The sequence below is a fragment of the Acinetobacter calcoaceticus genome (genome assembly GCF_900520355.1).
Lineage (GTDB): Bacteria > Pseudomonadota > Gammaproteobacteria > Pseudomonadales > Moraxellaceae > Acinetobacter > Acinetobacter calcoaceticus_C.
This window is the reverse complement of the sequence record NZ_LS999521.1, coordinates 2,282,375-2,305,986: the sequence shown is the minus strand read 5'-3', so window position 1 is coordinate 2,305,986 and position 23,612 is coordinate 2,282,375. Positions and strand designations below refer to the sequence as shown.

At 40.2% G+C, this 23,612-nt stretch carries 26 protein-coding genes; 16 read left to right on the top strand and 10 right to left on the bottom strand.

The features are described from left to right. Positions 1-7 precede the first annotated feature (7 nt). Entirely contained in the window at positions 8-610 is a 603-nt protein-coding gene (locus AC2117_RS11055; RefSeq protein ID WP_133974079.1) for a LysE family translocator, read from the bottom strand. A gap of 155 nt (positions 611-765) precedes the next feature. Between AC2117_RS11055 and AC2117_RS11050 the strand changes: the two genes are divergently transcribed. Next, entirely contained in the window at positions 766-1,173 is a 408-nt protein-coding gene (locus AC2117_RS11050; RefSeq protein ID WP_133974077.1) for a DUF2000 domain-containing protein, read from the top strand. Positions 1,174-1,250: 77 nt separating this feature from the next. Here AC2117_RS11050 and yghU read toward each other — a convergent pair whose 3' ends face one another. The 3 genes from yghU to AC2117_RS11035 form a co-directional block, all read right to left on the bottom strand. Next, positions 1,251-2,099: a glutathione-dependent disulfide-bond oxidoreductase gene (gene yghU, locus AC2117_RS11045; protein WP_133974075.1), complete on the bottom strand. Its 849-nt coding sequence runs from the start codon at positions 2,097-2,099 to the stop codon at positions 1,251-1,253. 34 nt (positions 2,100-2,133) lie between these two features. After that, a complete protein-coding gene (gene yfcF / locus AC2117_RS11040; RefSeq protein ID WP_133974073.1) occupies positions 2,134-2,760 on the bottom strand; it encodes a glutathione transferase in 627 nt (208 codons plus the stop codon). Positions 2,761-2,879: 119 nt separating this feature from the next. Continuing rightward, a complete protein-coding gene (locus AC2117_RS11035) occupies positions 2,880-3,785 on the bottom strand; it encodes a LysR family transcriptional regulator (protein WP_133974071.1) in 906 nt (301 codons plus the stop codon). Between the two features lie 110 nt (positions 3,786-3,895). Here AC2117_RS11035 and AC2117_RS11030 point away from each other — a divergent pair, with 110 nt between their 5' ends. Both AC2117_RS11030 and AC2117_RS11025 read left to right on the top strand, forming a co-directional pair. Continuing rightward, positions 3,896-4,327, top strand: coding sequence for a CidA/LrgA family protein (locus AC2117_RS11030; RefSeq protein WP_133974069.1), 432 nt, complete (start codon positions 3,896-3,898; stop codon positions 4,325-4,327). A 12-nt stretch (positions 4,328-4,339) separates the two neighbouring features. After that, on the top strand, positions 4,340-5,029 hold the full coding sequence (locus tag AC2117_RS11025) for an LrgB family protein (protein ID WP_133974067.1): 690 nt from the start codon (positions 4,340-4,342) through the stop codon (positions 5,027-5,029). Between the two features lie 38 nt (positions 5,030-5,067). Here AC2117_RS11025 and AC2117_RS11020 read toward each other — a convergent pair whose 3' ends face one another. Next, entirely contained in the window at positions 5,068-6,537 is a 1,470-nt protein-coding gene (locus AC2117_RS11020; protein ID WP_133974065.1) for a PLP-dependent aminotransferase family protein, read from the bottom strand. A gap of 112 nt (positions 6,538-6,649) precedes the next feature. Between AC2117_RS11020 and AC2117_RS11015 the strand changes: the two genes are divergently transcribed. The 11 genes from AC2117_RS11015 to madM all read left to right on the top strand — a co-directional run bounded on the left by AC2117_RS11015 (position 6,650) and on the right by madM (position 15,410). After that, complete coding sequence (locus AC2117_RS11015) at positions 6,650-7,285, top strand: FMN-binding negative transcriptional regulator (protein ID WP_133974063.1); 636 nt, start codon at positions 6,650-6,652, stop codon at positions 7,283-7,285. Positions 7,286-7,322: 37 nt separating this feature from the next. Beyond that, entirely contained in the window at positions 7,323-7,916 is a 594-nt protein-coding gene (locus tag AC2117_RS11010; protein ID WP_133974061.1) for a GNAT family N-acetyltransferase, read from the top strand. 163 nt (positions 7,917-8,079) lie between these two features. Next, positions 8,080-9,759, top strand: coding sequence for a malonate decarboxylase subunit alpha (mdcA, locus tag AC2117_RS11005; RefSeq protein WP_133974059.1), 1,680 nt, complete (start codon positions 8,080-8,082; stop codon positions 9,757-9,759). Continuing rightward, positions 9,759-10,643, top strand: coding sequence for a triphosphoribosyl-dephospho-CoA synthase (locus tag AC2117_RS11000; RefSeq protein ID WP_133974057.1), 885 nt, complete (start codon positions 9,759-9,761; stop codon positions 10,641-10,643). Before mdcA ends, AC2117_RS11000 begins: the two co-directional genes overlap by 1 nt. Positions 10,644-10,645: 2 nt before the next feature. After that, positions 10,646-10,945, top strand: coding sequence for a malonate decarboxylase subunit delta (locus AC2117_RS10995; protein ID WP_133974055.1), 300 nt, complete (start codon positions 10,646-10,648; stop codon positions 10,943-10,945). Then, a complete protein-coding gene (locus AC2117_RS10990) occupies positions 10,938-11,789 on the top strand; it encodes a biotin-independent malonate decarboxylase subunit beta (protein WP_133974053.1) in 852 nt (283 codons plus the stop codon). Before AC2117_RS10995 ends, AC2117_RS10990 begins: the two co-directional genes overlap by 8 nt. Then, complete coding sequence (mdcE, locus tag AC2117_RS10985) at positions 11,786-12,613, top strand: biotin-independent malonate decarboxylase subunit gamma (protein WP_133974051.1); 828 nt, start codon at positions 11,786-11,788, stop codon at positions 12,611-12,613. Before AC2117_RS10990 ends, mdcE begins: the two co-directional genes overlap by 4 nt. Further along, positions 12,604-13,212: a malonate decarboxylase holo-ACP synthase gene (locus AC2117_RS10980; RefSeq protein WP_133974049.1), complete on the top strand. Its 609-nt coding sequence runs from the start codon at positions 12,604-12,606 to the stop codon at positions 13,210-13,212. Before mdcE ends, AC2117_RS10980 begins: the two co-directional genes overlap by 10 nt. A gap of 12 nt (positions 13,213-13,224) precedes the next feature. Further along, complete coding sequence (mdcH, locus tag AC2117_RS10975; protein ID WP_133974048.1) at positions 13,225-14,151, top strand: malonate decarboxylase subunit epsilon; 927 nt, start codon at positions 13,225-13,227, stop codon at positions 14,149-14,151. 50 nt (positions 14,152-14,201) lie between these two features. Continuing rightward, positions 14,202-14,603: a malonate transporter subunit MadL gene (gene madL / locus AC2117_RS10970; RefSeq protein ID WP_133974046.1), complete on the top strand. Its 402-nt coding sequence runs from the start codon at positions 14,202-14,204 to the stop codon at positions 14,601-14,603. Between the two features lie 45 nt (positions 14,604-14,648). Further along, the gene (madM, locus tag AC2117_RS10965) at positions 14,649-15,410 is read left to right on the top strand and encodes a malonate transporter subunit MadM (protein WP_133976330.1); all 762 of its coding nucleotides are present in this window, start codon (positions 14,649-14,651) and stop codon (positions 15,408-15,410) included. A gap of 46 nt (positions 15,411-15,456) precedes the next feature. On the opposite strand, the gene AC2117_RS10960 is transcribed toward madM, so the two are convergent. The 5 genes from AC2117_RS10960 to AC2117_RS10940 form a co-directional block, all read right to left on the bottom strand. Next, positions 15,457-16,383 (bottom strand): LysR family transcriptional regulator, encoded by a 927-nt coding sequence (locus AC2117_RS10960; RefSeq protein WP_133974044.1) that lies wholly within the window; start codon positions 16,381-16,383, stop codon positions 15,457-15,459. 101 nt (positions 16,384-16,484) lie between these two features. Continuing rightward, the gene (locus AC2117_RS10955; RefSeq protein WP_042896636.1) at positions 16,485-17,903 is read right to left on the bottom strand and encodes a PLP-dependent aminotransferase family protein; all 1,419 of its coding nucleotides are present in this window, start codon (positions 17,901-17,903) and stop codon (positions 16,485-16,487) included. Between the two features lie 98 nt (positions 17,904-18,001). Then, positions 18,002-18,136: a hypothetical protein gene (locus AC2117_RS10950; RefSeq protein ID WP_075431368.1), complete on the bottom strand. Its 135-nt coding sequence runs from the start codon at positions 18,134-18,136 to the stop codon at positions 18,002-18,004. A 15-nt stretch (positions 18,137-18,151) separates the two neighbouring features. Beyond that, on the bottom strand, positions 18,152-19,159 hold the full coding sequence (cydB, locus tag AC2117_RS10945) for a cytochrome d ubiquinol oxidase subunit II (protein ID WP_133974042.1): 1,008 nt from the start codon (positions 19,157-19,159) through the stop codon (positions 18,152-18,154). Then, the gene (locus tag AC2117_RS10940) at positions 19,152-20,597 is read right to left on the bottom strand and encodes a cytochrome ubiquinol oxidase subunit I (protein ID WP_042896633.1); all 1,446 of its coding nucleotides are present in this window, start codon (positions 20,595-20,597) and stop codon (positions 19,152-19,154) included. The genes cydB and AC2117_RS10940 overlap by 8 nt, the downstream gene beginning before the upstream one ends. Before the next feature lie 649 nt (positions 20,598-21,246). Between AC2117_RS10940 and AC2117_RS10930 the strand changes: the two genes are divergently transcribed. Then, positions 21,247-22,065, top strand: coding sequence for a hypothetical protein (locus AC2117_RS10930; protein ID WP_133974039.1), 819 nt, complete (start codon positions 21,247-21,249; stop codon positions 22,063-22,065). 102 nt (positions 22,066-22,167) lie between these two features. After that, positions 22,168-23,463, top strand: coding sequence for an acyl-CoA dehydrogenase family protein (locus tag AC2117_RS10925; protein ID WP_133974037.1), 1,296 nt, complete (start codon positions 22,168-22,170; stop codon positions 23,461-23,463). Positions 23,464-23,612: the final 149 nt, after the last annotated feature.

The window sequence follows — 23,612 nt, the reverse complement described above, 5'->3', positions numbered from 1 at the left end:
CTTTGTCTCAAACTAGATTCATGCCTTTCAAGAAATCGTAAAGCATAAATATGCCAGAGATGATTAGCATCATTGCCATGGTTTTATTTAAACGATTAAACCAAATTTTATTTTTAATTTTTTTGCCTAACATTGCACCTGCCCAAGAGTAAAGACAGGGCGCACCCGCTGCACCAATCGAAATGAGCAACGATACTAAGAAGATTTGAATACCAGTGATGTGTGCTGTTGGGTACATGATCGTGGTTACTGGCAAAATAACCAAAATCCCTTTTGGATTTAAAGTTTGTATCCAAAAGCCATTCCAGAAAGAAAGTGTCTGAATTTCAGTGGCTTCATTATTAATATCGATATCTGCCTTTAACATCTGAAACGCAAGATAAAATGTATAACATGCGCCGAGCAAGGCAATATAGTGCAGGGCTTTTTGTGGAATGATAGCCGCACCTGCGTATCCAAAAATCATGAATAACATCAGCATTGCACAGCCGACACCCATAAAAAAATAAATCGTTTTTTTGAACTGTCCTGTAAGTCCCGCATTCAAACCCATGAAATTTACTGGGCCGGGGCTATACATCACACTTAAGGTATAAAGAAAGATTTCCATAACGCATCTACTGAATCAAAAACAACTCAGCATACTGACTCGTAAATTTAGGGTCTTGTACGTTTGTGATTGCGCTTGCACAAACGTACAAGACGAGAAAAATCTGGATTAGGCATGATGAGGGACTTGAGATAACTGATTCTGGATAGAGCTGTATGTTTGACACAAAAATTGCGTTGATTGTGCATAATGATCTTGCGACTTGGCAAAGATTAAATGTGGTGGCTTTTTTGGCAACAGGGATTGCCTCGGCTGTACCTGAAATGTTGGGTAAACCTTATATCGATGCAAATGGTTATGAGTATGGCAACATGCTCGGGCAGCCAATGTTGGTATTTGAAGGTGATTTATCCGGACTACAAAAAGCGCATCGTAAAGGAATTGAGCAAGATCTAACGATTATTCCATATGTACATGCCATGTTTTCTACAGGAAATGATGAGGATAATCGAGCGGCTTTTTTGGCCGACGATGCAAATCAATTAAATTTGGTCGGGGTAGCATTAAGAGGACCTAAAAAAGCTGTTGATAAGGCAATTAAAGGACTTTCATTACATCAATAGGTTAAATAATTTTTAATATTGAAGATTAATAAAACCCACTATTTGAGCAAAAGTGGGTTTTATTTTAAAAATAACGATTAAACTTTATCTTGCGTTTTGGTCTCGAAATCACTGGCATCATGACGTTCATGTAACTGTGTTTCTAAATCGCCAAAAGTTCGGTTGACCATACGACCACGCTGAACAGCAGGGCGTGCCAAAATTGCATCTGCCCAACGGTTTACGTGTTTATATTCATCAACACCCAAAAACTCCGCGCCGTTATAGACCCAGTTTTTAACAAGTCCACCATACCAAGGGAAAGCAGCAATGTCGGCGATGGTATATTCAGAACCTGCCAAATATTCATGCTTTGCTAGATGCTGATCTAACACATCAAGTAAGCGTTTTGTTTCCAGAGCAAAGCGGTTAACCGCATATTCAATTTTGACAGGTGCATAGGCATAAAAATGTCCAAAACCGCCACCTAAGTAGGGTGCACTACCCATTTGCCAAAATAACCAATTAAGACATTCAGTCCGTGCAGCAATATCGGTCGGAATGAAAGCTTTAAACTTTTCAGCTAAATAAAGCAAAATTGAGCCAGACTCAAACACTCTTATTGGCGGGTTTTGACTATGGTCAACCAATGCTGGAATTTTAGAGTTGGGATTAATTTCTACAAAACCACTGCCAAACTGTTGGCCTTCACCAATCTTAATGAGCCAAGCATCGTATTCAGCATCTTGATGTCCTAATGCTAAAAGCTCTTCAAGTAAAATAGTGACTTTTTGACCATTAGGTGTTGCTAAAGAATAGAGTTGAAGCGGGTGTTTTCCGACAGGGAGTGTGTGTTCGTAGCGAGGACCTGAAGTTGGCTGATTTAAATCGGTTTTTTCTCCAGTCCATTGCCAAACTTGTGGAGGAATATAGCTTGAATCACTCATTTTTTTATCTCATGTTTGGTTGGAATATAGGGGTTTAGTTATGTCGCAAAGCAAGCCATTTTTGAACGCTCGGGCGTTGCCATTGTTGCAGTGCATAATTTTTTAGTCGTTCTGGTACAGCATCACCATTTTGAATGAGACGTTGCAACATAAGCGCAAGTTCAGCATCCGCAATACTCCATGAACCAAACAGAAATTCGGCATCAGGTGCTAGAAGTTTTTCTGCAACAAAGAAAAGTTTCTCGGCTGCCTTTTGACCTTCTTCTGAAAGTGCTGCTGAGGTAGGCTGAATAAAAATAACATCGGTTGGGCGTTCAGTTCTTAAAGCAACCAAATCTGATCTGAGCCATGCTTGAATTTGTCGAGCTCTTGCACGTGCCTGAATATCTGTTGGATAAATTGGTGTAGCTGGATATAACTCTTCAAGATATTCCAAAATGGCAGATGATTCTGATAAAGCAAAATCATTATGTTCAAGCACAGGCACTTTGGCTGTTAATGATTTTTCTATATAGGATTTTTCAAATTGGCCTTGTTGTGCCAAGTTGATGGTTGCTATTTCAAATGGAATTTCTTTTTCATGTAGTCCTACAAAAACTGTAAAAGCATAGGGACTTAGAAATTGTGAATCTGTGTAGAGCTTAAAAAGTTCATTATTCATTGTTATTGTCCATGTCATAAAACAGAGTGAATTAGTCTAAGTGAGCTTATCAGAGATTGGGTAATTTTTTTGTGGCAAAGCTTTATCGGTTTTGAATCATACTATTTCAGTGTTTGAGGTCACGGTTTAATGTGCTGAAAATGTTTATGAACAATGCTGAGCCAAGCTTGTACTGCTGGTGAGATAGGAAGATTCTTCTTCCATGCCATAGCTAAATGCCATTGAATGTTTGGTTTTTCGAGGGGAACTGCGGCAAATAGAGTGGGGTCGAGCATATCGGTATAGTATTGGGGCAAGAGAGCAATTCCCATACGTTGCAAAACCATATCTGCCAATAAATTCCATTGACTCGTTCGGCAGGCAATGGTCGGATAGAAACTGTGCTGTTTACAGGCATCAAGAATAATACTATTTAAAGAGAAATTTTCTGGAAACATTAAAAACGATTGGTGTTGTAATTCTTCTAGATTTAATTTTTTACGTGAAGCCCAAATTGCATCGCGCCGTAAAAGTACCATTAATGGGTAATTACATAACTCAATGCTATTGAAAATTTGTTCATCAAAGGGCTGCAACAGTACACCCACATCAAGCTCATTATTTAACAGCGCCTGTTCAATAGCTCTTGAACCCACCTCTAAAAAAGAAAGTTCTATGTCAGGCCATTGCTGATGAAAATCAAATAGGGCTGTCGTTAAGAGCTGTGAACCTAAAGGCGGAACGCCAAGTTTTAAAGTACCTGTTTTGAGTTGTTGATAGTTTTCAATTTCAAGAAAGATATTTTGTTCTGCCTGAAGAAGTTCAATCGCATGTTGATAAATACGTTCTCCAATTGCAGTTAACTCAATTTGCCTTTTTCTGCCATGATCGGGCTTGATCAGTAATGCAACCTGAAGTTGTTCTTCAAGCTGCTGTAAAATTTTAGTAATAGTGGGCTGGGTTAGGCATAACTCTTCAGCGGTACGGGTAAAACTTTTCGTTTTTACTAGGGTAACAAAGCATTGTAACGATTTTAGAGAAAGCATAATAAAGAATAGATTATTCGATTTTGGAATAATTTTAACATGAATAATTCATATTTAGCAGTCTCAATCGAGATAGCATAATCATGTAACTAACCATTTAATTTCGCAAAATGAGTACTGAATCTGTTTCTGGAACACCCAGACAACCCTCACTTTTAGAGTTAATTAAGCAAATTTTGATTTTGGCTGTTTTTTGGTGGGTTGGTTTTATTTTTCACCATAAGTTGGGCGTTCCCATTTCCGCAGGTATTTTGGGAATGTTTTTCTTGCTTCTGTGTCTATTTCTGAAAATTATCAAAATAGAACAGGTCGCAACTGGCGCCACTGTAGTATTGGGCGAATTACTTCTATTTTTTATTCCTGTTGTGGTTGCCGTTGTGCAATACAAAACCTTGTTTATGACGGAAGGCTGGCAAATTGTATTGAGCATTGCAATAGGCACTATTTCAGTCATGTTGAGTACATGTTTAACCATTCACTGTTACAACCGTTTGAAGGCTTATTTACAGGCTCGAAAACGTCTTCAACATAAGCATATCTAAGAGCACGACGACATGAATATCTGGTCAATTGTTTGTCTTATATGGACGTTGGCAGCCTATGTTGTGGCAAAGCGAATCTATCAAAAACATCCTAAATTATGGCTTTCGCCAGCGATTAGTGTGCCTGTCATTACCATTGTTTTGATGACAATTTTTGGAGTTTCATACCAAACTTATGCAGAAGATACCCAATGGATTGTTAATTTATTAGGACCTGCAACAGTTGCATTTGCTGTTCCGATTTATCGTTATCGCGAGACAATCCGTAAAAACTTAGGGGTATTATCAATTGCAATTGTAGTAGGAATGAGTGTTGGCGTAATGTCCGCCTATGAAATGGCACAGTGGTTTCATTTTAGTCCTGAAGTGACTAACAGTTTAATGGCTCGTTCGATTTCAACGCCTTTTGCCATGATTTTAGCCGAAGATATTCATGGTTCAGCCGCATTGGTTTCATTATTTACCGTTATTACTGGTTTGGTCGGAATGATTTGTGGCGATGCGATTTTAGCCATTACCAAAATTCGTTCCAGTGTTGCAAATGGAGCTGCCTTTGGGAACGCAGCCCACGGTTTTGGTACAGTTAGAGCTCAGCAGCGCAATAGTGAAGAAGGTGTGATCGCCAGTTTAACCATGGTGATTGCTGGCATTTTGATGGTGTTAGTTGGTCCATTCGCAATTCATTTATGGTTATTACTCTAAGGTTCGAATTGAAAGGTTGATGCTTAACGGCAGGACAGCTAACTGTACTGTTGAATAATGTCAGCCAGTTTTTTTATAGCTTGCTCCATAAGCGCAAGATCAAAATCTCCAAGACCAATGACCAGACCCGAACGCTGCCGTTCTTTTGAAAATGTGGGTGAAACTGCTTTAATCGCAATGCCGGCATTTAATGCTGAGGTGGCGACCTCAACATCCTTAATATGTTCGGCAAGCCACAACACCATATGCATGCCTTGATCACCCGGTTGTAACCATGCAAGTTGTTTCGGCATATGCTTTTCTATCATTTCAATAAGTTGTAGACGGTTTTCCGCATAAACATTGCGGATACGTCGAATATGACGCTCTAAATATCCTTCTTGAATAAATGCTGCTAAAACGTGCTGATCTGCGGTTGGTGAATGGCGGTCTATTAAAACTTTCAGTCCACAAAACGGAGCTACAAGTTGTTTTGGAAGAACTGCATACCCGAGCCTTAGAGACGGAAATAATACTTTACTAAATGTGCCCAGATAGATGACTTGATCGGGGGCCATACCTTGTAATGATGGAAACGGTTGGCCGTTATAGCGAAGCTCACTGTCATAGTCGTCTTCAATGACCCATGCATTTTGCTGTTTGGCCCAATCTAATAAAGCAGTACGTCTTGCCAGACTCATTGGCATGCCAAGTGGATATTGATGGGAAGGGGTTACAAAGGCAGCGCGTGCTTGTTTTGCAAGTTTGATACCAGCTTCTACATCAATACCTTCTTCATCCACAGGAACACGAACCATTTCAATGTTTTGTACAGTATGTTCAAGAATGGCAGTTGTGCCACGATATGCCGGATCTTCTACCCAGACCTGATCATGAGTTTCAAATAAAATCTGGCTACAAATATAAAGTGCTTGTTGAATACCTGTTGTAATCACGATTTGTTCAGGTTCACAGTGGACAGAACGTGACCGACGAACATAATCTGCTATGGCAACTCTCAATGAAAATATACCTTGAGGTTCATCATAACCTGCAGGAGAACCAGCACCACGTGCGCGAAAGCGATTGCCAAATTTTCTCCACACATCATTAGGCTGAGTGCGTCCTACAGGAACGGACACAGCAAATGGCCGATGTGGTAGAGGTTTGAACTCTTTAACGACGTTGGCGTAGGAAAGAGCTGATGCAGTAAGTGACATAGCGCTTTGAGCTAAGGATTTATTTTGAGTCGATTTTGTTAAAGCATGTGAAACATAAGTACCCGCGCGCGTGCGAGATTCAAAAACGCCTTCTGCTAAAAGCTGATCATAGGCCTCAATTACTGTACCACGCGCAACATTTAATGTCTGAGCCAGTTCACGAGAAGAAGGCAAAGGGTCACCAGGCTGCAAATCACCATTTTGTACAGCTTCACGCAGGCCTTGAGTAAGCTGAGCACTGATTTGCCCTTGGGTTTTATCAATCTTTGCAATTAATGGAAGGTCAACAGCTTTGGCTATTCTTGCCATAATTCTGGTCTACTTAAAAAAATATAAAGTGGTACTTTTTAATAATCCACATAAACCAGAGAATTTACAACAGAAATTATCAAAACCTCATCATTTATTAAGGATTTTTACGATGTATGTTCCTGCTGAGTTTGTAGAACCTCAACGAGATGTATTACATGATCTTATCTTGAAAAACCCTTTTGGTATTCTTTTTAGCCATGGCTGTAATGGTCTGGATGCAAATCATCTTCCGTTTGAGTTACAGCCTAACGAAGGGGAGTTAGGTGTATTACATGCTCATGTTTCTCGGAATAATCCAGTTTGGCAGGACCTTCAAAATGGAGATGAAGTCCTTGTCGTATTTCAAGCTGAAAATGCTTATATTTCTCCAAACTGGTATCCATCCAAACACGAACATCATAAACAAGTGCCAACGTGGAACTACAGAGTGGTACATGTTTATGGCAAAGTGACGATTCGAGATGATGAACGTTATGTTCGTGGCGTGGTGGCTCGTTTAACACGTACACATGAAGCATCTCAACCCGAACCTTGGAAAATGTCAGATGCGCCAAAAGATTATCTTGAACCCATGTTAAAAGCGATTGTTGGTCTTGAAATTGAAATAAAACAACTGCAAGGTAAATCAAAGCTAAGCCAAAACAAAGATTATAAAGATGTTTTAGGTGCGGCTCATGGTCTGGCAGAGACAGGGCATCAAGAAATGGCTGATGCAATGTTTGGTGTTGCCGAGACGAAAAGATAAAGAATATTTATATTTAGCGCTTATTTTGGAGATAAACATGCCGTGGATTAAACCTGTTGAGTTAATGGGCGAACATGTCATTTTAAAACCACTAGACTTAACGCATGTTGACTCATTGATTGAGGCAGTTCGTGATGGGGAGTTGTGGAATCTTTGGTATACACGTATTCCTTCACCACAAGAAATGGCGGATGAGGTTGAAAGACGACTTTCCTTGCAAACAGAAGGAAGTATGCTGCCTTTTTATATCGAAGACCGTAAAAAAAGTCGTGCTTTGGGAATGACCAGTCTTATGCATATTGAACAGGCTCATCGACGTGTAGAGATTGGTTCGACTTGGTATCGTAAATCTGCACATCGCACGCCAGTAAATACTGAATGTAAAAAATTATTGCTATCTCATGCATTTGAGTCTTTAAACTGCATTGCGGTTGAGTTACGTACTTCTTCTTTAAATGTCCAAAGCCAAGCTGCAATTGCACGTTTAGGTGCAAAGTTGGATGGGGTACTTAGAAGCCATCAAATTGTGAAAGATGATATTTTGCGGGACACCCATGTTTATAGCATTTTGAAACATGAGTGGCCCGCGGTTCGTCAAAACCTAGAATGGTTACTGAGCAAGCCACGTTAGACATAAGTCTTAAGTTAAAAGTCCGAAAACTCTTTCAGCAATAGCTGTTCTTTATTTCAACCATTAACTTCAGGTTAATAACGGCTCAGGTAGGTTGATTGATCAAAGTTCCATAAAGCGGTTTTATAGGTCCAGAACAAAACTGGGATCTATAGGTAAGCACATGGAAGGATCAGTTCAGAATAAAGAACGGTTATGGACAAAGCGGCGTCATGCCAAACAGCTCAAACTGGAAATGGCAAGCCAATATGTCGATGGTGTTGTTATTCCAACTCAAGACATTATTAAAGTCTTAGAAACCCTGATTACACCGGGTGACAGAGTCGTACTCGAAGGGAATAATCAAAAACAAGCAGATTTCTTATCTCGCTCTTTGGCACAAACCAATCCAGATGTTCTACATGATTTACATATGATCATGCCGAGCGTTGGACGTTCAGAACATCTTGATTTGTTTGAAAAAGGCATTGCACGTAAGCTCGATTTTTCTTTTGCTGGCCCTCAAAGTTTGCGTATTAGTCAGTTAATTGAAGATGGCCTGCTAGAGATTGGCGCTATCCACACCTACATCGAACTGTATTCACGTCTTGTGGTCGATCTCATTCCAAATGTGGTGCTATCAGCTGGGTTTATGGCAGACCGCCAAGGTAATATCTACACAGGCCCAAGTACCGAAGATTCTCCTGCACTCATTGAACCTGCAGCTTTTAGTGACGGTATTGTGATTGTGCAGGTCAATGAACTGGTCGATGACGTAACTGATTTACCACGTGTCGATATTCCTGCCTCTTGGGTTGATTATGTGGTGGTCGCAGACCAGCCTTTTTATATTGAACCGTTATTTACTCGCGACCCAAAACATATCAAACCTGTTCATGTGCTTATGGCCATGATGGCAATTCGCGGAATTTATGAAAAGCATAATGTGCAATCGTTAAACCATGGGATTGGTTTTAACACTGCGGCTATTGAGTTAATTTTACCGACCTATGGTGAGTCTTTAGGTTTAAAAGGAAAAATCTGCCGAAACTGGACTCTTAATCCGCATCCAACCTTAATTCCAGCTATTGAGACAGGTTGGGTGGAAAGTGTGCATTGCTTTGGTACAGAGCTCGGTATGGAAAAATATGTTGCCGCTCGTCCAGATGTTTTCTTTACAGGTCGTGATGGGGCGCTACGTTCTAACCGGATGATGTGTCAGCTCGCAGGTCAGTACGCGGTTGATTTATTTATTGGTGCCACTTTACAAGTTGATGGTATGGGGCATTCGTCGACTGTAACCAAAGGCCGTTTAGCTGGTTTTGGTGGCGCACCGAACATGGGGCATGATCCGCGTGGTCGTCGTCATGCTACACCTGCATGGTTAGATATGCGTGTGCAAGGTGCCAATGAAACAGAAACCTATTTGGCTCGTGGTAAAAAACTGGTTGTGCAAATGGTGGAAACCTTCCAAGAGGGCGGTAAGCCGACTTTTGTGGATCGTCTTGATGCGATTGATGTTGCAAAAACGGCAGGTCTGCCTTTAGCACCGATCATGATTTATGGCGATGATGTCACCCATTTACTGACCGAAGAAGGCATTGCTTATTTATATAAAGCAAGTAGCCAAGAAGAACGCCAAGCCATGATTGCTGCAGTGGCAGGAGTGACTAGTATTGGTTTAAGCCAAGACCCTAAAACCACAGCACGTTTAAGACGTGAAGGTTTAGTGGTGTTCCCAGAAGATTTAGGCATTCGCCGTACCGATGCAACACGTGAGCTTTTAGCTGCAAAAAATATTGCCGACTTGGTGACATGGTCAGATGGTTTATATCAACCACCTGCAAAATTCAGGAGTTGGTAATGATGGCACAAGTTCAATATCAAACACTCAGCCATAGTCAGTTTTTGGCAGACATGGCGGTCGAGGCTTTAATTGATGAAGTTAATCTGACACCAAAGCCCGCCTTGGTCGACCGTCGTGGCAGTGGCGCACATGATGACCTAACTTTGGAATTAATGGAGCGTTCTGCGAAAAGTTTAGGCCCGATGTTTGAAGCGATGGCCCAAGCAGCCATGTGTCACGGAAAAATATGTCAGGCCTTGCGTGAAGAGATTGGAGAAATTGGACGCCAAGGTGAAAAGGTCATGATGTTGGCAACAGCTGGGGTTAATACACACCGAGGTGCAATTTGGGCCTTGGGTTTAATGGTCACGGCAGCAGCATTGGCACGCACGAATCAACAATATTTATCAGCCGTTGAGCTATGTCAGTTAGCAGGTCAGATTGCTCAGTTAGATGACCGTTTTATTCCCAAGCTAGCTTTGAGTCATGGTCAGCAGGTACAAAAAAAGTTAGGCATTCATGGCGCAAAAGAACAGGCACAACAAGGCTTCCCAACCATTGTGAATTTTGGTTTAAAACAGCTTCATCAAAGTCGCCGTAAACCCATGAAAGAAGAGTTCGCTCGTCTAGATGCTTTGCTTGCAATGATGACTGACTTGACCGATACCTGCGTGCTTTATCGTTCTGGAACAAATGGTTTAAAGCGTATGCAACAAGGTGCTCAGCAAGTACTCGATTTAGGCGGTAGCTCAAGCTTGGAAGGCCGACGTGCTTTGCATTTTTTAGAGATTGATCTACTTAGGATGAAAGCTTCCGCGGGCGGAGCAGCCGATTTGTTGGCAGCCACCTTGTTCATAGATCGTGTTGAGCAGTCATCTTCAAAAAATAAAGAGGGATTTTGATTATGGAAACACTTTATTTTGAATTTGTGGCGACAGAGCCACCGATAAAAAAAGCACTGGTAGGGTGTGTTGGCTCGGGCGATCTAGAAATTTTGATGGAACCCGGCGAAACAGGAAAAACCACTATTCAGGTGGTGACTTCGGTAGATGGTAGTGGGGCGCGTTGGAAAAATCTTTTTGAACGAATTTTTACAGCGCAAATACCACCAGCCGTCAATATTGATATTCATGACTTTGGTGCAACCCCCGGTGTTGTTCGCTTACGTCTGGAACAAGCCTTGGAGGAGGTCGCTCATGACTGATATTCAAAGTTTATTAAATAAACAAGATTTTATTGAACTCAGTGCAAGAGAGCGTGCCAAGGCATTGTTGGATGAAGGGACATTTAGAGAGTTACTCGACCCATTTGCACGTGTCATGTCGCCTTGGTTGGTTAAGCAAAATATTGTGCCTCAAGCAGATGATGGCGTGGTGATTGCAAAAGGGTTAATCCAAGAACGCCCAGTGATTTTAATTTCAATTGAAGGCCTATTTCAGGGTGGAAGCTTAGGCGAAGTTGGGGGTGCCAAAATTGCGGGTGCCTTAGAGCTTGCGGTTGAAGACAATCTTAACGGTATTCCAACGGCTGCAATTTTACTCTTAGAGACAGGTGGTGTTCGCTTACAAGAAGCAAATCTAGGTTTAGCTGCAATTGCTGAAATTCAGGCTGCAATTGTGAACCTACGTCAATATCAACCTGTTATTGCTGTGGTTGCAGGCAGTGTAGGGTGTTTTGGTGGAATGTCGATTGCGGCTGCGCTATGTAGCTACATTGTAATGACGCAAGAAGGACGTTTAGGACTAAATGGCCCGCAAGTGATTGAACAAGAAGCTGGCGTACAAGAATATAACGCTAAAGATCGTCCGTTTATTTGGAGCGTAACTGGCGGAAATCAACGTTTTGCTAGTGGTTTAGCAGATGCTTATATTGATGATGATCGCCAGAAAATTCGTCAACAAGTCATCGATTATTTAGAACAAGGCGTACCTGATCAGCATCGTAGTTCAAATTACTCATTCTATTTAGCACAGCTACAACAAGTCGATACTGCCGAGCAAATCACTCCCGCACAGGTTCAGGTTTTGTATCAAGGAGAGCAAGCATGAATATCGCCGTTGATACATTAAAAGCCTCTACGCGAGGTGCACATTGGTTTAAAGCACTTACGCAGGGCTTTAAGACAGTTGAAGGTTTTCCAGCTTCTGTTTGGGTGGCAGATGGACAGATTGATCAGCAAGCAGTACGTGTAATTGCCGTTGTTCAAGACAGCAATAATCTATTCCCGCGAGCGAGACAAGGTGAAGTTGGACTACTGGAAGGTTGGAGCTTGGCGAAAGCAGTTGATGAGGTGATTCAAGCCGATGCACATGCTGAAACTAAACGTGGCATTTTATGTCTGGTTGATGTCCCAAGTCAGGCTTATGGTCGCCGTGAAGAATTATTAGGTATTCATCAAGCGTTAGCGGGTGCGGTAGACAGCTATGCCAGAGCCAGATTGGCAGGTCATCCTATTGTCAGTTTATTGGTGGGTAAGTCAATGTCTGGCGCTTTTCTGGCTCATGGTTACCAAGCCAATCGTATTATTGCGTTAAAAGATTCAGGTGTTATGGTTCATGCAATGGGTAAAGAATCGGCTGCACGCGTTACCCAACGGTCGGTTGATGAGTTAGAACAATTAGCTGCAAGCATTCCTCCAATGGCTTATGACATCGAAAGTTATGCAACACTTGGATTGTTATCGGAACTGTTATCTGTTGAAAACCCTGAACAGCCAACAAACGATGATCTTTCATTAGCGAAGCAAGCCATTGCACAAGCATTTAAAGATATTAATGCTGAGCAATCTACAGGACTGGAACAAAGACTCCACGGTCAAAACCGTCAGATGTCTAAAAAAGTTCGTGAATTATTGCACGAGCAATGGTCATGAAACTTGTTCTCGAAGCCCATGATTTGTTGTGGGGCATGACGGTAGATTACTTGACCGATGATGCTCCGCTTTGGGTGAAAGAGGTGTTACTACGAGGCGATCCTGTTGTGGTTCGGCGGGCAATTACCTCGGCAGATCAGGTTGCTGTGGGTATAAGAGGACAATTACGTCATCAACGATATGCCACGCAAATGCCACGATCTGCTATTACCAAACAACTTAAACCAGAAGCACTGACTCACGTGAATACACAGCAGTTTGAGCATTTGGCAGAACGTTTGCAGACCATTTCTAGCATTATGAAAAAATTTTCAGAGTGTTGGGGATATACAGGAAGTTTTGGGTTTGAGCTGGCAACTGGTATTCAAACAGTCACTCAGCAAAGTGACATAGATTTGTTGATTCGAGCTGAACAACCTTTTGCCAAAAAGCAGGCGATTGAGCTACTCGAAACTTTTCAGCAAGCGGGGCTAAGTGTAGATATACAGCTACAACTACCGCAGGGTGGTTTGGCTTTAAAAGAGTGGGCTAGGAATAGCGGAAAAGTTCTATTAAAACGTGCTGAAGGTGCTGTTTTAGTAGAAAACCCATGGAATTAGGGAACAGATATCATGGCTTCAATTTGGGTATATCCGGGACAAGGTGTGCAACGAAGCAACATGTTGCACGACCTACCACAAACTGCTCTGGTAAATGAATATCTTGAGCGTGCATCGGATGTACTCAAAGAAGATGTTTTGATGCTAGATAGTTCGGCTGCGTTGCAATCGACAAGAGCCGTACAGCTTTGTTTGCTCATTTCAGGCGTGGTGAGTTCAGCTATATTAACTGCTGAAAACTTAAAACCAGATTATGTAGCGGGTCTATCGATTGGCGCATGGTCGGCTGCGGTTGTAGCAGGAGTTTTAACCTATGAAGATGCTATTCGTTTAGTTGCCTATCGAGGTGAACTCATGCAAAACGCATATCCAGCAGGTTATGGTATGACCGCGTTAATTGGTGCAGACCTTGCAGCTGTCGAAACATGGGTAAAACAGATTTATGAAACAACACCAGAAATTTATGTCGCAAATATTAATGCACATAACCAGATTGTTATTTCAGGAAGTCATGATGCCATGCAACAAGTTGCTATTTTGGCAAAACAGCAAGGCGTGGTGGCAAAAAAATTAGATGTATCCGTGCCATCGCATTGTGAATTATTAGGTCGGCAAGCAGAGCAACTTGCAGCGTCTATGGAGGGAGTCACTTTAAAGCAGCCTAAAATTCGTTATTTAAGTGGTACAACCGCTCGTACGCTGAGTAAGTCAGAACAAATTGCTGATGACTTGGCTTTTAACATGAGTCGAACGGTAGATTGGGAAAGCACCCTGCAAGCTGCATGGGAGCGTGGTGTAAGACTACAGATAGAAGCTTTGCCGGGAACGGTTCTCACTGCACTCGCACGTCGGATATTTAAAGAAGGAACTGTGTTGTCATTTCAAGGAACACGTTTAGACAGCATTCAGATTGCAATGCAAAATAGTGGTTCTTTATAGCAATATGGATTAAAAGTTTAGTAATAACCCAAGGATATGAGGGATTTACAATGATTATATATGGAACAGCAATATTAGCGATCTGTCATTTATTAGGTGATTATTTTGGTAATACTTTAGGCATGCTATTAGGTGTAAAAGCCAATGTAGGAGGCGTTGCTATTTCAATGATTCTTTTAATTTTATCTAAAGAATTATTGGCAAGAAAAGGCTATTTGCCACAAATCACTCAATTTGGCGTTTTATATTGGTCAGGAATGTATATTCCGATCGTGGTGGCGATGTCGGCAGGACAAAATGTTGTTGCTGCGCTATCTGGAGGAATGTTAGGACTGATCGTTTCTATTGCCTCTTTAATTGGCACGGTTTTAGTCATTCGCTACTTAAATCGAATTAGTGGCGACTATGAAACCTATGAATGGACGATAGAAGCTAAGGAAAAAATAGCCTAAGCAAACATAAACTATAAAAAGTTCAATCAAAAAAGGATTTAAATGATGGACGCTATAATTGCTGTGTTATCAAAAAATGCATTAGTGACTGCTCTTGCCGTAACGGGTTTAATGATGTTTGTTTCCCATTTACTCTCAAAATATTTGACGAAGGGGAAACTACAAAGCTCTGCAATCGCGATTACTTTAGGTTTAGTTGTCGCTTACTTTGCAGGGGTCTATACGCAAGGAACCAAAGGTGTTTCTGATATCGCTATATTTTCTGGATTTGCATTGCTAGGTGGAGCCATGATTCGGGATCTGGCTATTGCTTCAACAGCCTTTGAAGTCGATGTGAAAGAAGTGAAGAAAGCAGGAAAAATTGGTCTAATCGCATTAGTGCTTGGTTGTGTAGTGCCTTTTGCCATCGGTGTGATGGTGGCATGGGTGATGGGATATCGAGATCCAATCTCAATGACGACGATTGGTGCAGGTGCAATGACTTATATTGTTGGTCCAATTACAGGAACCGCGATTGGTGCTAGCTCAGATGTAATCGCGCTTTCTATTGCGATTGGATTAATCAAGTCTGTTTTCTTTATGGTCGGCACACCACTTCTTGCTAAATTCATGTATCTAAAAAGTCCGCGTTCAGCGATGGTATTTGGCGGTTTAGCGGGAACAACAAGCGGTACGGCAGCCGGTTTAGCTGGAACAGATGTAAGACTTGTTCCTTATGGTGCTTTAGTTGCAACCTTCTACACAGGACTTGGTTGCTTACTTGGACCATCCTTATTTTTTATAACGGTTAATGCAATTTTTGGATAATGAAGTGAGTCTAAAATGGTAGCAACTTATTAAATTTAATGAGTTGCTATTTATTCATTTTATGAAAATTCGAAGCAAACATACGACACTCTGCAATCAGTGCGAGTAAATTAGGATCTCGTTCCTTACTTTTTAAAAAAACCAAACCGATTTCTTGTTGCATATGATATTGCTGTTTTAGCGGAATGAGCTTAACTGAGCTTTCATAAACCGCAGAAATACGACCCGGTAAAAGGGCAAAACCAACGCCTGAACTGACCATACTAATGAGAGTAAAAATATCGTTCACTTGCAAGGCAACTTTAGGCGAGAAGCCTGCTTTTTTAAAAATAATATCGCTATCGTTATGGGTCGCAAAGCCTTTGGTTAAAGTGAGGAATGTCTCTTCTTTTAATAGGCTTAAATCAATTTCTTTAAACTCTGCATATTTTGAATCTTTATTGACGGCCAGAAAAATATCATCTGAAAACATAGGTAAAATTTCAAAGTCATCATCTTGAGTGGTTTCATTTAAAGCCACAATAATCGCATCAAGTTCCGTTGCTTTAAGTTTTTTAACCAAGTCCTGATTTGAGCTGAGTAACAGTTGAATATCAAGTTCACTGCGTCTGAGCTTAAGCCCGCTAATTACATTTGGAATCGTATTTACAGTTAAAGAATAAAGTGAACCTAAATGTAAAACCTTAGCTGCAAAACCTGCGGCTTCTCTGGTTTTATTAACGGTAATAAAAATGTCCTGTATGATTTTTTGCGCCCGTTCTTCAAAAACATAGGCACTTTTTAAAGGAATGAGATTACGTCCTTCATTTTTAAAAAGCGGGCAGCGTAAAGCGCTTTCTAAAGAGTGCAGTGCTTTGTGAACACTGACATTACTAAGCTCCATTTCTGTCGCGGTTTTAGACAAATTGCCACAGCGCATAAATGCTAAAAAAATCTGTATCTTTTTAAGGGTGAGTTCTTCATCAATTTCCATATTAATCCCTTGAACCTGTTTCCTTTAAAAATATAGATTTAAGCTCTAAAGTTACCACAAAACATTCACTATAAAATTGGGCTTAGGTCGAAGTACATTATTTAAGAAACAGCTTCAACCCGCTGTTGAATTGTTTTAATGATTTGTTCTAATGCACTTTGAATTTTGGGTGTCCATTCAAAAGAGCAGTTGATTCTTAAATAATGCTGCTGTGCGGGTAAAACACTAAACAGTGGACTTGGAGCCACCCCAATGTTTTGTTGAATTAACTCTTCATAAATTTGCATACTATCTAAACTATTCGGTAGCTTAACCCAAAGAAAATAACCACTTGGATGGTAATAAACTTCGCAAGAGGATGGCAGATGTTGCTTTAAATAGTGATAAAACTGCTTTTTATAACGCTCAAGTGAAAGTCTGAGAGTACGTAAGTGCTTTTCATAATGATGATGAGACAAAAACTCGACTAAGGCATTTTGAATGAGTGCATTTACTGAAATGGTACTCATGAGTTGTAAATGCTGAATATGATCAGAAAATTTACCTGCATAGACCCAACCGACCCGAAAACCTGCACCTAACGTTTTAGAAAATGAAGAGCAGTGAAGGACCAGATTTTGCTGATCAAAATACTTCATTGAAAGAGGCTTTTGTCCGCCATAAAACAGCTCTTCATAAACGTCATCTTCAATTAAATAAATTTGGTGCTCATGAAGTAGCTTAGCAATTTTATATTTAATATCGTCGCTCACCGTAAACCCGATTGGATTATGGCTGTTTAACATCAACCAACAGACTTTAATTGGATAACTATTAATAACTTGTTCAAAAGCCTCTAGATCAAAACCATGTTGAGGATGCTCAGGAATCGTAATAACTTTTAACCCTAAACGTTCTGCTGCCTGCCAAGCGCCATAAAATACGTTTTGTTGTAATAAAATATAGTCACCCGGTTGAGCAACCGCTTGTAAGGAAAGATTGAGGGCATCTAGTCCGCCAGATGTAATGACAATGTCATCTGGGTCGGTCTGAATCCCCTGCATACAGTAGCGTTGAGCAATGAGTTTTCGTAAAGCTAAATTGCCGGGTGGTAGGCTTGTAGTTTGGTCGTAACTTTGTTTCTGACGGGCAAGCTGCCCCATAATTTGAATAAGTTTAGGCGCATATAAAAGCTGACTGTCAGGAAAGGCAGAGCCAAACGGTATGACAGATTCATTTTGAATTGATTTAAGATATTTAAAAACTAAAGAATTAATTTCAATTTTTGAGTTGAGTGAAACAACAGAATATTGCTCTAAAGGTTTAAGCGTAATGAGCTCGGCAACGAAGTATCCCGATTTTTCTTTGGAATAGATCAAACCCTGTGATTCAAGTTCTTGGTAAGCATTCATTACCGTCATTAAACTAAAACCAGAGCGTTGCACCTGATCTCTTAAAGAAGGTAACTTCTCGTGTGCATTTAAAGTGCCGCTCTCAATGAGTTGGCGAATGCTATGGGCAAGTTGTTCTGATTTATACATGTATGGGCTGCAAAAAATGACAAAATGAAAGATGCACTGAATCAATAATAAATGCCGTTTGTAGATTCTACAAACGGCATTTGCTTATAAAAATAATTTTACTTCAGATAAGGGGCTGCATAAATCAATATCACTTTAAACAAACCGGCAATAACAGCTAGTGCTAAAAAACCACCTAACCATAGCAGAATAAACCATTGGGTTTGAGTCAGTTTAGAAGATAAATTTTTCATAAAACCCTCCTAACTTTAATGATAGCCTTCATCGCCTACACGAACTTTGTCTCGGAATACCCAGTAAGACACAATAGTGTAAGCAATAATAATTGGGATAAGAATGAGTGCACCGACCAAAGCAAACATTTGACTTGAATGCGGGGCTGCAGCTTGCCAGATGGTGACTGAGGGCGGAATAATATAGGGCCATAAACTAATCACAAAGCCTGTAAATGCAAGGAAAACGAGGGCTAGCGTATATATAAATGGTTTAAGGTCATGTTGCTGCTTTTTACACGCCGATAAAATCAGGCCAACAAACAATAAAACCAAAATAGGTACAGGGCTAAAATAGAACAGATTCGGTAAAGAGAACCAGCGATCTGCGATTTCAGGATGAGTTAATGGTGTATATAGACTCACTCCACCAAAAATAATGAGCAGTGCAATAATCAGCTTTGGCATAAGCTCATACATACGTTGCTGCAAGCCTTTTTCGGTTTTTAAAATAAGCCATCCACATCCTAAAGTGGCATACATGGCAACTACACCAATACCAGTAAAGAAGGTAAATGGTGTTAACCAATCAAGTGATCCGCCAGAAAAAATACCATTGGTGGTTTTAATGCCTTGAATATAGGCACCCAAGATGATGCCTTGAAGGAAGCTAGTTAACACTGAACCCCAAATAAAAGCTAAGTCCCAAAGGTATTTGGTGCGATGAGCTTTAAAGCGGAATTCAAATGCGACTCCACGGAAAATTAAGGCAATTACCATAAAAATAATAGGTAGATACAGTGCCGATAAAACCGTTGAGTAAACCAGTGGGAATGCAGCATAAAGACCAGCACCACCCAGTACCATCCATGTTTCGTTACCATCCCAGACAGGAGCCACGGTATTCATCATTACGTCACGCTCCTGACTGCTTTTGATGAAGGGGAACATAATTCCGATCCCTAAATCAAAGCCATCCATGACCACATAAATCAGGACACCTAAACCGATAATACCGACCCATATTAAAGAAAGATCAATCATGACGGTTCTCCCCAGAATTTTGTTTATCGTCAATATTTTCCTCGACAGCACTGAGTGGACGCATTGGTGTTTTAAAGTGTCCAACACCACCAGTTTCAATATTTGGCGTATCGATAAATACAGGGCCTTTATTAATGAGTTTTAAGGTGTAGTAGATACCACTACCAAAAACGATGGTGTAGACCACCACAAAAATAAAGAGACTCAGGCCAACCTGATCTGCAGAAACGGTATGAGAAAGCCCATCTTTTGTTCTCATAATTCCATATACAACCCAAGGTTGACGGCCAACTTCAGTGGTAATCCAGCCTGCGAGCATTGCGACATAACCCGCTGGCCCCATGAGCAGTGCAAATTTATGGAACCAAGAAGTTTCATATAACTTACCGCGTTTACGTAACCAAAGAGCAATTAAAGATAGCGTGACCATGAGTACACCAAGGCCCACCATTACACGGAAACTCCAGAAAATAATGGTTGAATTCGGACGATCTTCAGGTGCGAATTCTTTTAAACCTGTGACTTGGCCATCTAAACTGTGAGTTAAAATTAAACTACCTAAATATGGAACACCCACTTCAAAGTGGTTACGTTCTTCTTTCATATCTGGAATTGCAAATAACAGTAGTGGCATCGGTTCATTATGGTTTGTTTCCCAATGACCCTCCATCGCTGCCAGTTTAGCGGGTTGATGCTCACGAGTATTTAAACCATGATTGTCACCAATAACGACTTGTAAACATGAAGTCACAAGTACCATCCAGAGGCCCATCGAAAACGATTTTTTAACTAATTCATCACGACGGCCTTTGACTAAATGCCAAGCAGATGTTCCTACGACTAACAAAGACGAAACTAAAAAGGCTGCGGCGCCCATATGAGCAAAGCGGTAAGGGAAGGATGGATTAAAAACGATAGCAAACCAGTCTTTTGGCACAATAATGCCATTTTCGATGGCAAAGCCTTGAGGCGTCTGCATCCAGCTATTGGACGATAAAATCCAGAACATGGAAATACAGGTACCAATTGCAACCATCAGTGTTGCAAAAAAGTGGGCTCGAGGACCGACGCGCCCCCAACCAAACAACATGATGCCTAAAAAGCCAGCTTCTAAAAAGAAAGCACTTAAGACTTCATAGGTAAGTAAAGGGCCGGTAATACTTCCTGCGACCCGTGAAAATTCACTCCAGTTGGTACCGAACTGGTAGCTCATAACAACGCCCGAGACCACTCCCATACCAAATGCAACCGCAAAGATCTTAATCCAATATTTAAAGAGATCTTTATAAATCGGATTTTGAGTTCTTAACCATTTCCATTCCAGAACAGCTAAAAAGCAGGCAAGACCAATGGAGGTGGCCGGAAAAATAATATGAAAGGATACTGTGAAGGCAAATTGTATTCGTGCTAATTCTAAAGCGGTTAGACCGAGGCTCATAAAATTTCCCCCTGTGAACTAGCTAATGATGATTGTGTTAAATGCTTAATTTCAGGTGAAAAAACATTTGGACGATAAAACTTGTAGCTGTGATAAATATTCTTAGCAAGTAAAATGCCAAATGTATAAAGCAGTGTAATTGCTTGATATTTCAAGAGAATAGAACGATTGATTGTTTTTAATCTGTTAATAAAGTTTAGGCTTGATGTTGCATTTGTAAAAAAGCATGTTGCATTGAAACATTGATGAAATATCTGTTGGTACACATACGTACGTTTCATGAAAACTACCCACCTTAAGAAGTTTTCTTAATCATGCACTGGCAGCTTTTGTATATGTAGATACAGAAATTTTTTATAAAACTATAACAGTCTGGAGCACTTATTATGGGTGCTATAGTTTTTTTTCAATTATCTGTAGCTATGTATCCCTTCATCTAAAGTTCAAAATAAAAATGAACAAGATTTACGGATGACTAAAATCAGCCTTCAAAAACAACATGAATGCGATTTTGTGTTTACATATAAGCACATGATAAATTTCTTCTTTTCTATTTCCTTGTTGTTTTGTTTGAGGTCTGATTATTACGTGGATGATGAAAGACCTTGTTTTAAGTGTAGCTCTTCTAAAATAGCTTGGATGTTAAAAAATGTTTATTACTTCTCAACTAAATATTTTAAATAAAATTATTAAAAATCAGTCTATTCCAATATCAATATCCACTCAATTAGAGCAGACATACGTTAACCTTGAAGCAACTTTATTAAGAGCAAAGGTATTAAGAGATTTTTCTAAATCTCATACTGTATATTTAATTCAATCGTATATTCAGGCACAGCAAAGCAGTTTGGCTTATCTATTTTCACCTTTTATTTTTGCAAATCTCAATAAGGCTGCTATTTATACGACGCCCGCTACCGAGCCTGTACTTACTATTCTCAATAAATATTATCAAGCCGAAAAGAAAGTCTTGTTTAAGGTAGATGAGATTCTTGAGAGTCTAAAAATATATTTAGATTTAGAGTTGACCGAGCTAGATGATGTTGATTTTGTTTATTTAAGCTTAATAAAGGCACTATGCCGAAGTGATATCTCTACAATTTTTTTAATCACACATTTAGAAGTTGATCTAGACGCTTTAAAGCAACTCGAACAATTTCTAAAGATAAAGATTTATTGGATCAGGTCGGTAAAAAACACTGATTTAAAAGACTTAAATGGGTTAGATATGCGTCAATTATTATTCAAAAATAAAGATGATACTTATGTGCAACTGTGTAGCCAATTTGCACAAATGAATGCACAACTTGTAGGTTTATGCGATACCTTCACTACGCCTCAAATGACCCATTTAATTGATGATATGTTTTATTCAGAGCATATTTTTGAGAAGTTATCTGTCTATTCAGAATACATGCAAACACTCTTGCAAAGCCAACAGAGCGTAAAGCTCAAAAAGATATCTTAGCTTATTGCTTATATAAAGAATGAATACTGTTATATAAAAATAATCGTTTTCATGTGAAATAAATATTTTATGGTAAAGCAAAGCAATAGTGGTTTTCCATAAATGACAAATTTAAATTTTGAATATCATCTCGGTTCATTGACACATGCTGCACTTAGTCAAGCGTCCCAAATCTCGCGAGTTTGGGGACAAGGGCCTTCTGAACGTTATGATGAATTAGCTCAACACTTTAGACCGACCTTCGCGCGTATTAAAGAAGGTGCCTTGGTCCGTGAGCAACAGCATATTTTGCCATATGAACAACTTCAGTGGCTCAAAGATATTGGTTTTACAAGATTACGACTTCCTAAAGCACATGGGGGCTTTGAGGCAACTATTCCTGAGTTGTTCGCATTATTAGTTGAGTTGGCAGAAGCAGACTCAAATTTACCGCAAGCTTTGCGAGTGCATTTTGGTTTCACTGAAGACGTGCTGGTCACCAAGAATAAAGCGTTTCAACAGCGCTGGCTCAGTCGAATTGCACAAGGCGAAACAGTTGGCAGTGCATGGTCTGAAGGTGGAAAAGAGTCAATTGATCAGTTCGAAACTCGTTTATATCGGGATGCTGACGGAAAAATTCGCGTTAAAGGTCAAAAATACTACACTACAGGTAGTCTATATGCAGATTGGGTTGATGTTGGGGTAACTGATTTAAACGGTGAATCTGGCTCAGTCGTTGTGCGCCGTGAAGCTGAAGGTGTCGAAATTGTAGATGACTGGAATGGCTTTGGTCAGCAACTCACTGCAAGCGGTACGGCATATTTTCATGATGTACAAGTCGACGAGGCCGAAATTTTACCCGATGATGACCGCTTTAAATATTCAGCCGCTTATTACCAACTGGTGCAACTCGCAATCATTACTGGTTTAGGGCGTGCTGCGACTTATGATGTTTCTCAAGCTGTGGCTAAACGTACCCGCAACTATACTCATGCGAATGCTCAATTTGTAAAACAGGACCCGCAAATTTTACAAGTAGTTGGGCAAATTCGTGGAGCAGCATATAGCGCAGGGGCGATTGTTGAAAAAGTTGCGCAAAGTTTACAACGTGCTTACTTGGCAGCATTTCAAAATAATGAGCAGCTTGAAGAAGAACAAAATGCGCTTGCTGAGCTTGAAAGTGCACAGTCTCAAACCGTCATTACCGATTTAATTTTAAACGCATCGACAATTCTATTTGATGCATTAGGTGCCTCAGCGACAGATAAAGATTTGAGCTTAGACCGATATTGGCGAAATGTACGCACTTTAGCCTCCCATAACCCAAGAGTATTTAAAAATCGGATTGTGGGTGACTTTAGCGTGAATGGAACATTACCACCTTATCAATGGAGAATTGGTGAAGTTATTAAAGAGTAAGTTTTAAGTTTATATATTAAGCTGTCTTTAGGGCAGCTTAATATTATTTGTAGTATTAAAATAAATTATAAAAATGTATTAGAATAAAATCATATTTTGTTTGGGGTTTATATTATAAAGAATAGATAAAAATTGCTTTAGTATAAAAG

Excerpts from the sequence above, each read along its gene's own strand:
- AC2117_RS10940 (WP_042896633.1), bottom strand. The coding sequence starts at position 20,597 with ATGAGCCTCGGTCTAACCGCTTTAGAATTAGCACGAATACAATTTGCC.
- AC2117_RS10980 (WP_133974049.1), top strand. The coding sequence starts at position 12,604 with ATGGTCATGAAACTTGTTCTCGAAGCCCATGATTTGTTGTGGGGCATG.
- AC2117_RS10930 (WP_133974039.1), top strand. The coding sequence starts at position 21,247 with ATGTTTATTACTTCTCAACTAAATATTTTAAATAAAATTATTAAAAAT.
- mdcH (WP_133974048.1), top strand. The coding sequence starts at position 13,225 with ATGGCTTCAATTTGGGTATATCCGGGACAAGGTGTGCAACGAAGCAAC.
- cydB (WP_133974042.1), bottom strand. The coding sequence starts at position 19,159 with ATGATTGATCTTTCTTTAATATGGGTCGGTATTATCGGTTTAGGTGTC.
- AC2117_RS10925 (WP_133974037.1), top strand. The coding sequence starts at position 22,168 with ATGACAAATTTAAATTTTGAATATCATCTCGGTTCATTGACACATGCT.
- madL (WP_133974046.1), top strand. The coding sequence starts at position 14,202 with ATGATTATATATGGAACAGCAATATTAGCGATCTGTCATTTATTAGGT.
- AC2117_RS10950 (WP_075431368.1), bottom strand. The coding sequence starts at position 18,136 with ATGAAAAATTTATCTTCTAAACTGACTCAAACCCAATGGTTTATTCTG.
- AC2117_RS11050 (WP_133974077.1), top strand. The coding sequence starts at position 766 with ATGTTTGACACAAAAATTGCGTTGATTGTGCATAATGATCTTGCGACT.
- AC2117_RS10990 (WP_133974053.1), top strand. The coding sequence starts at position 10,938 with ATGACTGATATTCAAAGTTTATTAAATAAACAAGATTTTATTGAACTC.
- AC2117_RS11020 (WP_133974065.1), bottom strand. The coding sequence starts at position 6,537 with ATGGCAAGAATAGCCAAAGCTGTTGACCTTCCATTAATTGCAAAGATT.
- mdcA (WP_133974059.1), top strand. The coding sequence starts at position 8,080 with ATGGAAGGATCAGTTCAGAATAAAGAACGGTTATGGACAAAGCGGCGT.
- AC2117_RS11030 (WP_133974069.1), top strand. The coding sequence starts at position 3,896 with ATGAGTACTGAATCTGTTTCTGGAACACCCAGACAACCCTCACTTTTA.
- AC2117_RS11035 (WP_133974071.1), bottom strand. The coding sequence starts at position 3,785 with ATGCTTTCTCTAAAATCGTTACAATGCTTTGTTACCCTAGTAAAAACG.
- madM (WP_133976330.1), top strand. The coding sequence starts at position 14,649 with ATGGACGCTATAATTGCTGTGTTATCAAAAAATGCATTAGTGACTGCT.
- mdcE (WP_133974051.1), top strand. The coding sequence starts at position 11,786 with ATGAATATCGCCGTTGATACATTAAAAGCCTCTACGCGAGGTGCACAT.
- yfcF (WP_133974073.1), bottom strand. The coding sequence starts at position 2,760 with ATGAATAATGAACTTTTTAAGCTCTACACAGATTCACAATTTCTAAGT.
- AC2117_RS11015 (WP_133974063.1), top strand. The coding sequence starts at position 6,650 with ATGTATGTTCCTGCTGAGTTTGTAGAACCTCAACGAGATGTATTACAT.
- AC2117_RS11025 (WP_133974067.1), top strand. The coding sequence starts at position 4,340 with ATGAATATCTGGTCAATTGTTTGTCTTATATGGACGTTGGCAGCCTAT.
- AC2117_RS11010 (WP_133974061.1), top strand. The coding sequence starts at position 7,323 with ATGCCGTGGATTAAACCTGTTGAGTTAATGGGCGAACATGTCATTTTA.
- AC2117_RS11055 (WP_133974079.1), bottom strand. The coding sequence starts at position 610 with ATGGAAATCTTTCTTTATACCTTAAGTGTGATGTATAGCCCCGGCCCA.
- AC2117_RS10960 (WP_133974044.1), bottom strand. The coding sequence starts at position 16,383 with ATGGAAATTGATGAAGAACTCACCCTTAAAAAGATACAGATTTTTTTA.
- yghU (WP_133974075.1), bottom strand. The coding sequence starts at position 2,099 with ATGAGTGATTCAAGCTATATTCCTCCACAAGTTTGGCAATGGACTGGA.
- AC2117_RS11000 (WP_133974057.1), top strand. The coding sequence starts at position 9,759 with ATGATGGCACAAGTTCAATATCAAACACTCAGCCATAGTCAGTTTTTG.
- AC2117_RS10955 (WP_042896636.1), bottom strand. The coding sequence starts at position 17,903 with ATGTATAAATCAGAACAACTTGCCCATAGCATTCGCCAACTCATTGAG.
- AC2117_RS10995 (WP_133974055.1), top strand. The coding sequence starts at position 10,646 with ATGGAAACACTTTATTTTGAATTTGTGGCGACAGAGCCACCGATAAAA.